The 14830-nt window shown below is 67.6% G+C and carries 13 protein-coding genes; 11 read left to right on the forward strand and 2 right to left on the reverse strand.

The genetic code is table 11. The annotated features are described in order from the left end of the window. Nucleotides 1-11 precede the first annotated feature (11 nt). The 11 genes from QZ755_RS04330 to QZ755_RS04380 all read left to right on the forward strand — a co-directional run bounded on the left by QZ755_RS04330 (nt 12) and on the right by QZ755_RS04380 (nt 12230). Nucleotides 12-3320, forward strand: coding sequence for a TonB-dependent receptor (locus QZ755_RS04330; RefSeq protein ID WP_294320111.1), 3309 nt, complete (start codon nt 12-14; stop codon nt 3318-3320). A gap of 128 nt (nt 3321-3448) precedes the next feature. Then, entirely contained in the window at nt 3449-4711 is a 1263-nt protein-coding gene (locus tag QZ755_RS04335) for a glutamate-5-semialdehyde dehydrogenase (RefSeq protein WP_294320113.1), read from the forward strand. Further along, the gene (locus QZ755_RS04340) at nt 4708-5337 is read left to right on the forward strand and encodes a nicotinate-nucleotide adenylyltransferase (RefSeq protein ID WP_294320115.1); all 630 of its coding nucleotides are present in this window, start codon (nt 4708-4710) and stop codon (nt 5335-5337) included. Before QZ755_RS04335 ends, QZ755_RS04340 begins: the two co-directional genes overlap by 4 nt. Continuing rightward, complete coding sequence (gene rsfS / locus QZ755_RS04345) at nt 5337-5726, forward strand: ribosome silencing factor (RefSeq protein WP_294320117.1); 390 nt, start codon at nt 5337-5339, stop codon at nt 5724-5726. The genes QZ755_RS04340 and rsfS overlap by 1 nt, the downstream gene beginning before the upstream one ends. A gap of 13 nt (nt 5727-5739) precedes the next feature. After that, nucleotides 5740-6162, forward strand: coding sequence for a 23S rRNA (pseudouridine(1915)-N(3))-methyltransferase RlmH (locus tag QZ755_RS04350; RefSeq protein WP_294320119.1), 423 nt, complete (start codon nt 5740-5742; stop codon nt 6160-6162). Next, complete coding sequence (locus QZ755_RS04355; RefSeq protein WP_294320120.1) at nt 6159-7313, forward strand: peptidoglycan DD-metalloendopeptidase family protein; 1155 nt, start codon at nt 6159-6161, stop codon at nt 7311-7313. Before QZ755_RS04350 ends, QZ755_RS04355 begins: the two co-directional genes overlap by 4 nt. 102 nt (nt 7314-7415) lie before the next feature. After that, nucleotides 7416-9242 carry a methyl-accepting chemotaxis protein gene (locus tag QZ755_RS04360; RefSeq protein ID WP_294320121.1) on the forward strand — a complete coding sequence of 609 codons (1827 nt, stop codon included), beginning with the start codon at nt 7416-7418 and terminating at the stop codon, nt 9240-9242. A gap of 187 nt (nt 9243-9429) precedes the next feature. Beyond that, on the forward strand, nt 9430-10779 hold the full coding sequence (locus tag QZ755_RS04365) for a S41 family peptidase (protein WP_294320204.1): 1350 nt from the start codon (nt 9430-9432) through the stop codon (nt 10777-10779). Nucleotides 10780-10783: 4 nt separating this feature from the next. After that, nucleotides 10784-11263 carry a disulfide bond formation protein B gene (locus QZ755_RS04370; RefSeq protein ID WP_294320123.1) on the forward strand — a complete coding sequence of 160 codons (480 nt, stop codon included), beginning with the start codon at nt 10784-10786 and terminating at the stop codon, nt 11261-11263. Beyond that, nucleotides 11260-11799, forward strand: coding sequence for a demethoxyubiquinone hydroxylase family protein (locus QZ755_RS04375; protein WP_294320125.1), 540 nt, complete (start codon nt 11260-11262; stop codon nt 11797-11799). The genes QZ755_RS04370 and QZ755_RS04375 overlap by 4 nt, the downstream gene beginning before the upstream one ends. 32 nt (nt 11800-11831) lie before the next feature. Beyond that, entirely contained in the window at nt 11832-12230 is a 399-nt protein-coding gene (locus QZ755_RS04380) for a hypothetical protein (protein ID WP_294320127.1), read from the forward strand. 228 nt (nt 12231-12458) lie between these two features. On the opposite strand, the gene QZ755_RS04385 is transcribed toward QZ755_RS04380, so the two are convergent. Together QZ755_RS04385 and QZ755_RS04390 are read right to left on the reverse strand one after the other, a co-directional pair. Next, nucleotides 12459-13751 carry a homoserine dehydrogenase gene (locus tag QZ755_RS04385; RefSeq protein WP_294320129.1) on the reverse strand — a complete coding sequence of 431 codons (1293 nt, stop codon included), beginning with the start codon at nt 13749-13751 and terminating at the stop codon, nt 12459-12461. Between the two features lie 121 nt (nt 13752-13872). Next, nucleotides 13873-14826, reverse strand: a complete 954-nt coding sequence (locus QZ755_RS04390; protein ID WP_294320132.1) for a 2-oxoglutarate and iron-dependent oxygenase domain-containing protein — start codon at nt 14824-14826, stop codon at nt 13873-13875. Between the last annotated feature and the right edge of the window lie 4 nt (nt 14827-14830).

Genomic DNA, 14830 nt, shown 5'->3' on the forward strand with positions numbered 1-14830 from the left:
CGGGGCCAATCATGAACTTCAACCGACTTCTCGGTGCGACGGCGCTCGCCAGCGTCGCGCTGCTGCCGCACGCCGCTTTTGCACAGACCGGATCGACCGGAACGGCAGCCGATGCGGCTACCTCCAGCGATCAGTGCCTGCCGGACGATCCGCGCGCGTCCTGCCAGCAGGAACCGTCCGAAACCATCACGATCACCGGATCGCGCATCCGCACGCCGAACCTGACCGCCGACGTGCCGATCACCTCGATCGCGGGCGACGTGATCTTCCAGAACAGCGACCAGAATGTCGGTGAGCTGCTGAACGACCTGCCGCAGCTGCGCAGCACCTTCTCGCAGCAGAATCCGGGCCTGGGCATCGGCATCGCCGGCCTGAACCTGCTCGATCTGCGCGGCCTGGGCACGTCGCGCACGCTGGTGCTGGTCAACGGCCGCCGCCACGTCGCCGCCGACATCCTGTCTAACGCGGTTTCGGTGGACGTCAGTTCGATCCCGAACGACCTGGTCGAGCGGATCGATATCGTCACCGGCGGCAGCTCGGCCGTGTACGGTTCGGACGCGATCGCGGGCGTCGTCAACTTCGTCCTGCGTCGCTCCTACGAAGGTTCGCAGATCCGCGGATCGGCCAGCATCGCCGGTGCCGGCTTTGGCGGATCGCAATATATCTCCGCCATGACCGGCCGCAATTTCGCCGACGGCAAGGGCAACATCACGCTCCACGGCGAATATTCGCGCCAGGAACGCGTGTTCGCATCGGACGTGCCCGCGTTCCGCCAGCAGGACGGCCTGTTCACCGTCGATGCCGACACCGGCGGCCTGCCCAATGGTAGCGACGGCTTCCCCGACGCGATCTTCCTGCGCGACGTGCGCAGCGGCACGATCAACCCGTACGGCCTGATCCCGATCAACCAGCGCAATGCGCTGGGCGCTGCCTGTGGCAACGCGACGCTGGCGAACAACGGCGCGCCGAACAATTCGGGTCTGGCGTTCAGCTGCAACTATCTCTTCACGCCGGAAGGACGCCTGGTCCAGCAGACCGGCACGCCGTTCGGCACGGGCATCAACGCCAACCGTCTGGGCGGCAACGGCCAGACCGGCCGTGAAGGCCGCACGCTGTCAGTCCTGCCCGAACTGCAGCGCTACAACTTCAACCTGCTGTCGCATTTCGAATTCAGCCCGGCATTCGAAGTCTTCTTCGAGGGCAAGTTCAACCGCACCGAAGCCGTCGGCAACAATGCCGGACCGACATTCATTCAGACGGGTTCGGGCAACCAGGGCAATGTCGGCGATTTCCGCGAGCGTCCGCGCATCGACAACCCGTTCCTGAATGCGGCGGACCGTACGACGCTCTCGAACCTCATCCTCAATTCGGGCTGTAACCCGAGCCTGACGGTGACCTGCCCCGCCGCCGGAAACCTTACCGCCGCCGACCGGGCGGCGATCGCCGCCGGCACCTATCGTTTCATCCTGGCCAAGAACCTGCTGGACGTCGGCCTGCGTGACGAAAAGTTCCGTCGCGACACCTATCGCGCCGTGCTGGGCGTGCGCGGGACGTTCAACGACGACTGGTCGTATGAAATCTCGGGCAACTATGGTCGGTTCGACCAGTCGTCGATCACCGAAGGCTATATCGACCGCCAGCGCTTCTCGCTGGCGATGGATGCCGGTCGCAATCCGGTAACCGGCGCGATCCAGTGCCGGTCGCAGTTCGACGCGACGGCGGCGGTTGCCGACGCACGGACGGATGCCGTCTCGGTCGCAAACCGCGCTGCCAACGCCGCACGCCTTGCTGCCGACATTGCCGCCTGCCGCCCGTACAACCCGTTCGGGGCCGGCACCGGCAATGCCGATGCGATCGCCTATTTCAGCAGCACCTTTGCGAACAAGGCCAGCCTGGAGCAGATCGTCGGCCAGGCATTCGTGTCGGGCGACCTCAGCCAGCTGTTCGAACTGCCCGGCGGCCCGATCGGCTTTGCCATCGGCGGTGAATATCGCCGGGAGAAGGCGTTCTATCGTCAGGACCCGTTCACGACGCAGGGCTTCAACAACGCCGTTTCGATCCCGGTGTTCGATCCGCCGTCGTTCGAAGTGAAGGAAGCTTACGGCGAACTTCGCGTCCCGCTGCTGAAGGAAGTTCCGTTCTTCCACGAACTGTCGCTGACCGGCGCCGGTCGCGTGTCGGATTACAAGGGCGGCACGGGCACCGTCTATGCCTATAACGGCGGTGTGCAGTGGTCGCCGATCAGCGACATCCGCCTGCGCGCCAACTATGCCCGCGCGGTTCGCGCACCGAACGTGTCGGAAACCGGCTTCCCGCTGGTCCCGAACTTCAGCTCGATCACCGATCCCTGCAACATCACTGCGATCAATGGTGGCTCCACGACGCGTCGTGCCAACTGCACCACCGCGGTCGGCGCGGGCAATCTGGCCAATCTCGGATCGATCACCTACTCGTTGCCGATCGTCAGCGGATCGAACCCGAACCTGGCGGCGGAAACCTCCGACTCCTACACGCTGGGTGCCGTCTTCCAGCCGCGCTTCGCGCCGGGCCTGTCGCTGACGGTCGATTATTACGACATCACCGTGAACGGCATCATCACCAGCGTCAGTGCGCAGCAGATCCTCAACAACTGCTACGACTTCCCCACGCTGGACAACGTGTTCTGCAGCGCCTTCACGCGCTTCGCCGGTCCGGGCACCGGCCCGAACGGTGAACTGCCGGGCGCGATCCTGGGCAACTCGCTGATCGTGGCGCCGCTGAACTTTGCCAAGCGCCAGGCGCGCGGCATCGACACCCAGCTGATCTATCGTGCGCGGTTCAGCCAGGATGTGAGCCTGACGACCAACCTGCTCTACGTCCACGTGCTGAAGCGCAGCAATTTCGAAGACGTGACCAACCCGAGCTTCGAAAACCGGATCATGAGCGAACTGGGCGATCCGCAGGATGAAGCCCGGCTGGATCTCGACCTGGGCATCAAGAACTTCAACTTCGGCTATCGCTTCCGCTTGATCGGCGAGCAGTTCACCGGTGCCTACGAATCGTTCCGGAGCGGAGTGAACGGCCTGCCCGCATCGAACATCGACGCAACTTCGCCGCAGGAATATCCGGTCATCACCTATTCGGACCTTCGGTTCGAATGGAACGTGGGCGGCGTGCAGGGCAGCGGCGACACGCGTCGTGACGGTCTGCAATTCTTCGCCGGCGTCGACAACGTGTTCAACCAGGCCCCGCCGCTCGGCTCGACGGCAACGGGTGCGGGTTCGGCGATCTACGATTATCGCGGTCGCAGCTTCTATTCGGGTTTCCGCGCACGCTTCTGATCCAGTAGCGTATTGCGAATATCCGAGGGCGGGGGAGCAATCCCCCGCCCTTCTCTTTATGCGGGCACGCGGCTGGACCTGGCGGGCAAACTGCGCGACATCAAGGCGTCCGCCGCCGAAGAGTTGTCATGACCGATCCCAACACCGCATCCCCGTCGCTTGCAGCGCTTGGCACCGCCGCCCGGACCGCCGCACAGATACTGGCCGTGACGCCGACCGCCGCGAAGGCCGCTGCGTTGCGGGCCGCCGCCGCCGCGATCCGGACGGACGGCGATGCGATCCTTGCCGCCAATGCGCGCGACATTGCCGCGGCCGAGGCGAACGGGCTGTCGGGGGCGATGCTCGACCGGTTGCGGCTGGACGCAGGGCGGCTGGAGGCGATGGCGACGGGCGTGGAGGCGGTGGCCGGGCTGCCCGACCCGGTCGGCGACGTGATCGACCGGAGCGAGCGGCCCAATGGCCTGACGCTGAGCCGGGTGCGCGTGCCGATCGGGGTGATCGGCATCATCTATGAGAGCCGTCCCAACGTGACGGCGGACGCCGGGGCGCTGGCAGTGATGGCGGGCAATGCCGCGATCCTGCGCGGCGGGAGCGAGGCGATCCACAGCAACCGCGCGATCCATGCCGCGATGGCGCGGGGCCTGGCGAGCGCCGGGCTGCCCGAAGGGGCGGTACAGCTGATTCAGACGACCGATCGCGCGGCGGTCGGCGCGATGCTGGGGGCGGAGGGGATGATCGACCTGATCGTGCCGCGCGGTGGCAAGAGCCTGGTCGCGCGGGTACAGGCCGAAGCGCGGGTGCCGGTGCTGGCGCATCTCGACGGGCTGAACCACAGCTATGTCGACCGCGCCGCCGATCCGGCGATGGCGCAGGCGATCGTGGTAAATGCGAAGCTGCGGCGCACCGGGGTGTGCGGCGCGACCGAGACGCTGCTGATCGACCGCGGCTATGCCGACCCGTTGCCGATCCTGTCCGGGCTGATCGCCGCGGGGTGTGAGCTGCGCGGCGATGGTGAGGTGCGCGCGCTGCATTCCGACATCCTCGAAGCCAATGCCGACGACTGGGACACCGAATATCTCGACGCGATCCTGTCCGTAAAACTTGTCGACGGCGTGGATGCGGCGATCGCGCATATCGCTGCGCATGGGTCGCACCATACCGATGCGATCATCACTGAAGATGTCGCGACCGCCGAGCATTTCCTGGCGCGGGTCGATTCGGCGATCGTGATGTGGAACGCCTCGACGCAGTTCGCCGATGGCGGCGAGTTCGGGTTGGGCGCGGAGATCGGCATCGCCACCGGGCGGCTGCACGCGCGCGGTCCGGTCGCGCTGGAGGGGCTGACGACGTATAAGTGGATCGTGCGGGGCAGCGGGCAGACCCGGCCTTGAAGGCGAAGGCGATCGGGCTGCTGGGCGGATCGTTCAACCCGGCGCACAAGGGCCATCGCCGGGTGTCGCTGGCGGCGAAGCGTGCGCTGGCGCTGGACGAGGTGTGGTGGCTGGTGTCGCCGGGCAACCCGCTGAAGCCCGCCGCCGGCATGGCACCGCTTGCTGCACGGCTGGCCTCGGCCAAGCGTGTGGCGCGCCATGCGCCGATCCGACCGACCGCGATCGAGCGCAGGCTGGGGACGCGCTATACCGTCGATAGCTTACGCAAACTGGTGCGGTTGTATCCTCAGCATCGCTTCATCTGGCTGATGGGGGCGGACAATCTGGCGGAGTTTCACCGGTGGCGCGACTGGCGCGGAATCGCGCGGACGGTGGCGATTGCGGTGATCGCGCGTCCGGGCTATGATGGACGTGCCCTCGCTAGTCCTGCGATGGGTTGGTTGCGGCGCCATGCGCGGCCCGCAGGCCAGGCGAAACGATGGACGATGTGGAGTTTGCCGGCACTGGTCCGTTTGCGCTTCCGTCCCGATCCGACGTCGGCGACCGCGATCCGCGCCGCCGATCCCGCCTGGCACCGCCGGATGATCCCGTCCGACCGGTCCGGCGCACAGGCCCCTGAAAGCTGATGAACTTGCCGACCCCTACCGACCCGACCGATGCCATGAACGAAACCGAAGCGCTGCATCGCATGGTGCTGGCCAGCCTCGACGACGACCAGGCGGTCGAGACGGTATCGATCCCGCTTGCCGGCAAATCGAGCATCGCCGACTACATGGTGATCGCCAGCGGCCGGTCGAGCCGGCAGGTGGCGTCGATGGCGCAGAAGCTGGCCGAGCGGGTGAAGGCCGAATTCGGCCGACCGTCGCGCATCGAAGGGCTGCCGACCGCCGACTGGGTGCTGATCGATACCGGTGACGTGATCGTCCACCTGTTCCGCCCCGAGGTTCGCACCTTCTACAATCTGGAGCGGATGTGGGCGTTCGGCGACACGCTGAACCCGACCGCGCACGCCTGAACCGGACCCGCCCGTGCTGCTGCATATCGTCGCGCGCGGGCGGATCGGGCGCAGTCCCGAAGCCGAGCTGATCGACCGCTATCTCAAGCGGGTCAGCTGGCCGATAAAGATCACCGAACTGCCCGACACCGGGGGAAAGGTGCCGCCGGTCGAGCCGGGTACGCGGATCGTGATGCTGGACGAAAAGGGCCGCGACCTGCCGTCGATGGCGTTCGCGACGCAGCTGGGCCGGTGGCGCGACGACGGCGTGCGCGAGACGCGGTTCCTGCTGGGTGCCGCGGACGGCTTTGACGATACGCAGCGGGCGCAGGCGGACCTGTTGCTGGCGTTCGGCAAGGCGACATGGCCGCACCTGATGGCCCGCGCGATGCTGGCCGAACAATTGTGGCGCGCGGCCAGCATTCTGGCCGGCCACCCCTATCACCGCGAAGGATGAGGCGCGCGCTCGTCCCGATCGTGGTACTCGCCGCGCTGGCGGGGGCGACGGCATGGGCGCAGGACGATCCGGTCCAGTCGGGACGCGAACGGCTGGGCGCTGCAAAGCGCGCTGCGGTCGAGGCCGCCGCCCGGTCGAAACGGCTGGAACGGGCAGCACGGGCGGCACGGGTCGGCGCCGACCGGACCGGTGCGGCGCAGGCGGCGCTCGCCGCGCGTATCACCGCTGCCGAAGCGAACCGCCAAGCGGCACAGGCCCGCGTCGCGCTGATCGGCGAGTTGCTGGCCCGGCGCCGTGGTGACCTGGCGGCGAGCCAGGCGCCGGTCGCGCGGCTGGTCGGCGCGTTGCAGTCGCTTGCCACCCGTCCGGCATGGCTGGCGGTGGCACAGCCGGGATCGACCGACGATCTGGTCCATGTCCGCGCCGTGCTGGGCACGGTGGTGCCCGCGATGCAGCAGCGCACCGCCGTGGTCCGGGCCGGGGTAGCCGATGCCGCGCGGCTGCGGTCGCAGGCCGGGGTCGCACTGGCGACGTTGGCCGCCAGCAATGCGCGGCTGGAAAACGAACGCCTCGCGCTGCTCCGGGCGGAGGCGGCACAGCGGTTGCGGTCGCGCGCGCTGGCCCGTGGGGCGATGGTCGAATCGGACCGGGCGATCGCGCTGGGCGAACAGGCGCGCGACATCGTCGACCGGCTGGAGGAACTGGGCGAGGCACGGGACACCCGCGTCGCGCTGGCCGCACTGGCCGGCCCCCTGCCGCGGCCGGAGGGTGCCCCGTCCCCACTGCCCCCGCCCGCCTATCGTCTGCCGGTGACGGGCCAGGTCGCGACCGGGTTCGGCGAGATCAGCGATAGCGGGGTGCGGGCGCGGGGCCTGACGCTGACCGTCGCGCCGGGTGCGACCGTCATTGCCCCGGCGCCGGGCCGGATCGCGTTCAGCAAGCGGTTTCGCGGGTATCGGCGGGTCGTCATCCTCGACCATGGCGATGGCTGGACGACGACCGTCACCGGCCTTGCCGCCAGCGTCGGGCCGGTCGACGGCCGGGTAGTGGCCGGTACCCCGATCGGACGCGCACCGCAGGGCGATGCGCCGACGGTCACGATCGAACTACGCCGACGCGGCGTGCCGGTCGATCTGGCGGCGATTCTATAGGTGTGCGTCAACACCTCTCCAAAACGTCAACAGCCCTGTAACCGTATATTATCCGATCTTCGTGCATAGCGTACCGAACGACGGATGCGGAGGGACGGCAATATGCACTCGATCAACCGGATGGTATTGGCGGCGATCGCTACGATCGCGTTGCTGGTATTCGTGTCGGCCGGCGCATCGCTCTGGTCCAACAGGCAGCAGGCGGCGGCGCGCGACAACATCACGCGCGGTTCGGCGCTGCTCCGCAACCATATGACCGCCGACATGATGCACGATGCGATTCGCGGAGACGTGCTGTCGGTGCTGCGTGCCGCGTCTGCCGGCGATCTTGACCTCGCCGCAAACCGCCGGGCACTGACGGAGGATACGGCGGCGCTGCGCAAGGCGCTGCAGGCCGATGCGGCCTATGCCGATGCGCCAGCGGTCGCGGCGCAGGCCAGGCAGATCCAGCCGCTGGTCGATGCCTATATCGCCACCGCCCGTCGCATCACCGATGCCGCCGCCGACGATCCCGCACGCGCTACCGCGCTGCTGCCGGTGTTCCTGACCGCGTTCGAGAAGCTGGAGCACGGCATGGGTACGCTATCCGATACGATCGAGGCACATCTGTCCGATGTCGGCGAACAGGCGACGGCCACGGCCAGCCTCGCCAGCCTGCTGCTTGCCATCACGACCGTTGCGAGTTTTGCCGTCATCGTCGCCATCGGCATCGCGACCCGCCGGTTCGTCGTGGTTCCGTTGCTGGCGCTGGTCGACACGTTGAAGCGCATGACGTCGGGCGATCTGGCCGCGACGGTACCTGCGACCGGGCGCCGCGACGAGCTGGGCCAGCTGGCCGGTGCGACGCAGGCGCTGCGCGACCAGCTGGTGGCGGCGGAGCGGGCCAAGGAGGAACAGACGACGCTGATCGTCGACAGTTTCGGCGCGGCGCTGGCCCGGCTGGCGAAGGGCGATCTGGTGTCGCGCATCGATGCCGACCTGACCGGCCCGTTCGCAGGCATCAAGGCGGATTTCAACGCCGCCGTCGCCGCGCTGCAGGCGACTCTCGCCACCGTGACCGATGCGGCGAGCAGCATCAACAACGGCGCCGACGACATCCGCCAGGCATCGGACGACCTGTCGCAACGGACCGAACAACAGGCGGCCAGCCTGGAGCAAACCGCCGCTGCGATGGATGAAATCACCTCCACCGTCCGCGAAACCGCCGCCGGTGCGGCCAAGGCCAACCGTATCGTCAGCGAAGCGCGGCACGAAGCCGACCAGTCGGGGGAGATCGTCCGCCGCGCGGTGGAGGCGATGCGTGGCATCGAACATGCATCGGCCGAGATCAGCGACATCATCAGCGTGATCGACGGCATCTCGTTCCAGACCAACCTGCTGGCGCTGAACGCCGGCGTCGAGGCCGCGCGCGCGGGCGACGCGGGCAAGGGGTTCGCCGTCGTCGCGAGCGAGGTCCGCGCACTGGCACAGCGTTCGGCGGACGCGGCCAAGGACGTGAAGATGCGTATCACCGCCTCCTCGACCCAGATCGGCACCGGCGTACAGCTGGTCGGGGACACCGGCGACGCACTCGCCCGGATCATCAGTCGCATCGGCGAGATCGACGGGCTGGTCGCCAATATCGCCGCCTCCGCCGAACGGCAGGCGACGGGCCTGCACCAGATCAATACCGCCGTGTCGGAAATGGACGGCATGACGCAGCAGAATGCGGCGATGGTCGAGGAAGCGACGGCGGCGGTCCGCAACCTCGCCTCCGACGCCGACGGCATGGCGCGGCAGATCAGCAGCTTTCGGGTGGGCGACACCGCGCCGCGTCCCGGCCGGGTCCCCGCGGCACCGCCCCGGCCATCGACGGTCGTCCCGATGCGGCCCCGCGTCGCCGGCAATACCGCGCTGGCAATGGACGAGGACGACTGGTCGTCGTTCTGAGGGTCGCTCGATCGGAAGGGGATCGACCTTCGCAGCGTAACCCCCGGCGCAGGCGGGGGTACGACCGGCAGGCGATGCCGGCGGTCCGATGCAGCGGGCCGCGATCAGACAGCGCTTTGATCGCAGCACGTTTTACCGCTAGTGTGACAAACGTACCGCAGTCGAAAGCATCCAAGCGTTTATGCGTATGTCCCGTTCGTTCCTCCAAGCCACCGCCATCGTCGGCGCGCTGGCGCTGGTTCCCGTCGCCACCGGCGCGATGGCGCAGGCCGATGCCGGCAGCTTTCGCGAACTCGACAATTTCATGGACGTCTATAACCGGGTGAAGGCGAGCTACGTCGACAAGGTCGACGATAAGACGCTGATGGAAGGCGCGATGCGCGGGATGCTCGCCGCGCTCGACCCGCATTCCAGCTATCTGGATGCGAAGGATTTCGAGAACCTCCGCATCGCCACGACCGGGAATTATTCGGGCCTCGGCCTGTCGGTCACGCTGGAGGACGGCGCGGTCAAGGTCATCACGCCGACCGAGGATACGCCGGCGGCGCGTGCGGGCATCAAGTCGGGCGACTATATCACCCATGTCGACGGCAAGCTGATCGTCGGCGGCACGCTGGACGAAGCGGTCGCGCAGATGCGCGGGCCGACGGGATCGAAGGTGTCGCTGACCATCGTCCGCCCCGGCCGCGACAAGCCGATCGAACTGACATTGGTGCGCAGCACGATCGTGCAGAAGCCGGTCAAGTGGGAAGTCAAGGACGGCATCGGCGTCATCAACATCAACACCTTCAGCGAGACGACCGGCGCCGACACCCGCGCCGCGATCGCCGGGATCGACAAGGCGCTGGGCCACAAGCCCAAGGGCTATATCATCGACCTGCGCGACAATGGCGGCGGTCTGCTGAACCAGGCGATCGAGGTGTCCGACACCTTCCTCGCGCGCGGCGAGATCGTGTCGCAGCGCGGGCGCGACAAGGCCGATACCGAACGCTATTTCGCCGAGGAGATGGTGCCGGGCGACCTTGCGCAGGGGCTGCCGATCATCGTGCTAACCAATCCGGGCACCGCGTCGGCATCGGAAATCGTCGCCGGCGCGCTGCAGGACCATCACCGCGCGATCGTGATGGGCGAGCGCAGCTTCGGCAAGGGATCGGTCCAGTCGATCTTCGACCTGTCGAAGAACACCGCCGTCCGCCTGACGACCGCGCGCTACCACACGCCGTCGGGCCGATCGGTACAGGAAGGGGGCATCGACCCCGACCTGAAGGTGCCGCAGATTTCGGACCCCGATTACAAGAGCCGCCCGGTCTATCGCGAGGCCGACCTGCGCCGCCATCTGGTCAACGAGGCCGGCGTCGACGACAAGACGCTGACCGAGGATACGAAGGACGATCCGCGCTTCGCCGAAAGTGCCGAGGCGTTGAAGAAGCGCGGCATCGACGATTTCCAGCTCTATTATGCGCTCCAGACGATGGGCCGGGTCGGGCCGACCACGCGCATGGCGGCGGCCCCGGCGCCCAAGCCGGCAAAGCGCTGATCCGATGCGGGCCAACGACCTGCCGCTGGCGCGCTGGATCGCGCTGCTCCTGCCGCTCACGCTGATCGCGGGTGCGCTGGCGTCACAAGTTCTGGGCGGGCTATATCCGTGCGAGATGTGCCATTGGCAGCGCTGGCCGCATTATGCCGCCATCGCCCTTGCCGCGCTGTCGTTCGTTGTGCCGCGCACCTCGGGCAAGCGGGCGCTGATCGTGCTGGCCGGGGTAGCGATCCTCGTCAGCGGGCTGATCGGCGTGTTCCATGCCGGGGTCGAATATCACTGGTGGCAGGGAATCACCGCCTGCGCCAACACGCTGCACGCGACCGGCGGCGACCTGCTGGCGGCGATCGTGGCACAGCCGGTCGTGCGCTGCGACGTGCCGCAATGGACGCTGTTCGGTGTGTCGCTGGCCGGGTTCAACGCGATCCTTTCGATCACTGGTGCGTTGGCGGTACTCATCCTCGCGACTCGGAGGCGGACATGAGCAAGTGGCGGCCTGGCGACCGCAGGCCCGATAGCCTGAAATCGATGATCCGCGTCGATCAGGCGGGCGAATATGGCGCGACCCGCATCTATGCCGGGCAGTTGGCGGTGATGGGCGACCGCAGTCCCATGTCGGCGGCGATCCAGGGCATGGCGTTGCAGGAGGCGGAACACCGCGCCTATTTCGACGCGCTGATCGCCGAACGCGGCGTGCGCCCGACGCTGATCCAGCCCTTTTGGGACGTGGCCGGCTTTGCGCTGGGCGCGGTCACGGCGGCGATCGGGCCGGAGGCGGCGATGGCCTGCACCGCGGCGGTCGAAACCGAAATCGACAAACATTATGAGGACCAGCTTGCCGAACTGGGCGACGATCATCCCGCGTTAAGCGAGGCGATCGCAAGGTTTCAGGCGGAGGAACTGGAGCATAAGGAAGCGGCGCTGGCGCATGGTGCCGAACGCGCGCCCGCTTACCCCGTGCTGTCGGCGGCGATCCGCGCGGGATGCCGCGTCGCCATCGAAGTTTCGAAACGTATTTGACCGACCGGGCGTTACCCCGGCAGGAGGACCTGATGACCCGCTTTCTTCTGGCCGGTGCCGCCGTTTTCGCCGCCTTCACCCTGCCCGCCGCCCCTGCCGCCGCGCAGGTCCAGAACGGCACGCTGGTCATCTATGGCAACGATAAATGCCCGACCAATTCGAGCGGTGAGGAAATCGTCGTCTGCGTCCGCCGCAGCGAGCGTGAACGCTTTCGCATCCCGAAGGAACTGCGCGACGCCGAACCGACCCGCGATGGCGAAAGCTGGGCAACGCGGGTCGAGGATAATCTGAACGTCGGCGGCAGCGGAACGGGCAGCTGCTCGACCGCAGGCGTCGGTGGCCAGACCGGCTGCTTCGTCCAGCGCGCGAATGCGGCGCGGGCGGAACGGCGGGCACGGGCGAAGGCGGAATCAGCGATCCCGCTGCCCTGATTGCCCGTATGGCATGAGGCTTCTCGGTACCCCCGCGCCGGCGGGGGGCCAGGGTCGAGATCGCAACCATAGGTTGGTGGCTCTGAATCCCCGCCTTCGCGGGGATACGCCTCAGCGATGACTATCCCGCGCATAGCAGCCCGAGCGCGGGCTGTGATGTCGCCGTTACGTGTAGCGCACGCACCGCCGTGGGACGCCCCAGCGTTCGCCGGGGCGGCGCCTGATCCTTCACCCGCCCAGAACGTGCATCCACATCGGCTTGCCGAGCACGCTGACCGAGCTTTCGAGCTTTTCCAGCGCCTGCGCGACGCAGCGTTCCGGCCCTTCATGGGTGACGATCGCGACCAGCACGCTGCCATCGGCATTGGCGCCGCGCTGCATCAGGCTTTCGATCGACACGCCGGCGTCGCGCATCGCCGCAGCGATTTCGGCGAGGACACCAACCTTGTCCGCCACCTGCAGCCGGACATAGGCGCGGCCCCGCCGCTCGCCGGCCTGTTCGGGGCTGGCGGCGGTCAACGCGGCGGCGGGCATCGCATAGGGCGGGCCGAACTCGCCGCGCGCGATGTCGATCAGGTCGGCGACCACCGCGCTGGCGGTCGGGCCGTCACCCGCCCCGCGCCCCTGGAAGAACAGCCGCCCGACGAAATTGCCCTCCGCCACCACCGCGTTCAGCGATCCGGTGACATGCGCCAGCGGATGGTCGAGCGGCACGAGGTGCGGATGGACGCGCTGGAACAGCCCGTGCGGTCCCGCTTCGCCCACGCCGACGAGCCGGATACGATAGCCGAGCGCCGCCGCCTCGGCGATATCGGCGGCCAGCACGTGGCGGATGCCGGTCACCGCCACCGCATCGAACGCCGGGCGCGTGCCGAACGCGATGCTGGCGAGGATCGACAGCTTGTGCGCGGCATCGACGCCGTCGATGTCGAAGCTCGGATCGGCTTCGGCAAAGCCCAGCGCCTGTGCCTCCGCCAGTACCTCGGCGAAGTCGCGCCCTTCCGCCTCCATCTTCGACAGGATGAAGTTGCAGGTACCGTTGAGGATGCCGAACACCTGCGAGATTTCATTGGCCGCCGCCCCTTCGCGCAGACCCTTGATGACCGGCACGCCACCGGCCACCGCCGCCTCGAACTTCAGCGCGACGCCCTTTGCCTCGGCAGCCTCGGCCAGTTCGAGGCCGTGATGCGCGATCATCGCCTTGTTGGCGGTGACGAAGCTCTTGCCCGCCGCCAGCGACGTGCGCGCCAGCGTCAGCGCCGGGCCGTCCGATCCGCCGATCAGTTCGACCACGACATCGGCATCGCCGGCATGGACCAACGCGGCGGTATCATCGACCCACTGATAGCGCGACAGATCGACTCCGCGGTCGCGCGAGCGGTCACGCGCCGAGACGGCAACCACCTCGATCGGACGACCGGCGCGCCGGGCGATCAGCTCGCCATTGGTTTCGATCAGCCGAATGACCCCCGCACCCACGGTTCCAAGGCCGGCGATGGCGACGCGGAGCGGTTCGGTCATAGTTTCCTCTGGTTTCACACGTAACAAAATTGCGGCCGGAGCATCGCCCCGGCCGGTTTCATGTCTCTAGAGGGTGGAATGCGGGAGGGGAAGGGCGTTGGCCAGCCCTCGCCCTCTCCGGTCACTTCTTGATGAGGCCGATCTCGACCAGCCGTTCGTACAGATAGTCGTGCGAGCTGATCGGCGTCGGATAGCGGTTCGGGCGTTCCTCGCTGATACAGCCGGGCAGCGTCTCGATCAGGAAATCGGGCGCGGGATGCAGGAAGAACGGCATCGAATAGCGCGAATGGCCGCGGCGTTCGGGAGCCGGATTGACAACGCGGTGGGTCGTCGAGGGCAAGACATGGTTGGTCAGCCGCTGCAGCATGTCGCCGACATTGACGACCATCGCGCCCGGCGGCGGTGCGACCGGCAGCCAGCGGCCGTCGCGGTCGAGCAGTTCGAGCCCGGCTTCCTCCGCGCCCAGCAACAGGGTGATGAGGTTGATGTCCTCATGCGCGCCGGCGCGGACTTCAGGGGCGTCGGCGGCGACCGGCGGATAATGGAGCAGGCGCAGGACCGAATTGCCGTCCTTGACCGCACGGTCGAACCAGTTCGGCTCCAGTCCAAGATAGCGCGCGATCGCCGACAGCAGCCGGTCGCCGGCGGCATCGAGCGCGGCGAACAGGTCGAGAAACGCCTGGCGGAACCCCTCCGGCCGGTCGGGCCAGACATTGGCGGGCATGACGTCGCCATAGCGATGGCCAGCGGCAAGTTCGCGGCCGACATGCCAGAATTCCTTCAGGTCGACATGGGTCGCGCCCTTGGCGATTTCGGTCTTGAACGGGGTGTAGCCGCGCGCACCGCCGCCGCCCTCGACGAAATAGCGGCGCTTTTCCTCCTCGGGCAGGTCGAAGAACGCCTTGGTCATCGCCCAGGCGCGATCGATCACGCCCTGGTCGACGCCATGGTCGGACACCATCGCGAAGCCGAAGCGTTGGAACGAGCCGCCGAATTCGCGCGCGAAGCCATCGGGGTCCTGCTCCGCCTGCGCCATCGAAATCAGCGGAACCTGCGAAAGCGGCGTGTCGGCCATGAGT

Origin of the sequence: uncultured Sphingomonas sp. (genome assembly GCF_913776855.1) — a bacterium.
In the GTDB taxonomy this organism is placed as follows: Bacteria; Pseudomonadota; Alphaproteobacteria; order Sphingomonadales; family Sphingomonadaceae; genus Sphingomonas.

Bases quoted from the DNA above. Each gene is read 5' to 3' on its own strand.
- QZ755_RS04330 (WP_294320111.1), top strand. From the start codon at position 12: ATGAACTTCAACCGACTTCTCGGTGCGACGGCGCTCGCCAGCGTCGCG.
- QZ755_RS04335 (WP_294320113.1), top strand. From the start codon at position 3,449: ATGACCGATCCCAACACCGCATCCCCGTCGCTTGCAGCGCTTGGCACC.
- rsfS (WP_294320117.1), top strand. From the start codon at position 5,337: ATGAACTTGCCGACCCCTACCGACCCGACCGATGCCATGAACGAAACC.
- QZ755_RS04355 (WP_294320120.1), top strand. From the start codon at position 6,159: ATGAGGCGCGCGCTCGTCCCGATCGTGGTACTCGCCGCGCTGGCGGGG.
- QZ755_RS04360 (WP_294320121.1), top strand. From the start codon at position 7,416: ATGCACTCGATCAACCGGATGGTATTGGCGGCGATCGCTACGATCGCG.
- QZ755_RS04365 (WP_294320204.1), top strand. From the start codon at position 9,430: ATGTCCCGTTCGTTCCTCCAAGCCACCGCCATCGTCGGCGCGCTGGCG.
- QZ755_RS04370 (WP_294320123.1), top strand. From the start codon at position 10,784: ATGCGGGCCAACGACCTGCCGCTGGCGCGCTGGATCGCGCTGCTCCTG.
- QZ755_RS04375 (WP_294320125.1), top strand. From the start codon at position 11,260: ATGAGCAAGTGGCGGCCTGGCGACCGCAGGCCCGATAGCCTGAAATCG.
- QZ755_RS04380 (WP_294320127.1), top strand. From the start codon at position 11,832: ATGACCCGCTTTCTTCTGGCCGGTGCCGCCGTTTTCGCCGCCTTCACC.
- QZ755_RS04385 (WP_294320129.1), bottom strand. From the start codon at position 13,751: ATGACCGAACCGCTCCGCGTCGCCATCGCCGGCCTTGGAACCGTGGGT.
- QZ755_RS04390 (WP_294320132.1), bottom strand. From the start codon at position 14,826: ATGGCCGACACGCCGCTTTCGCAGGTTCCGCTGATTTCGATGGCGCAG.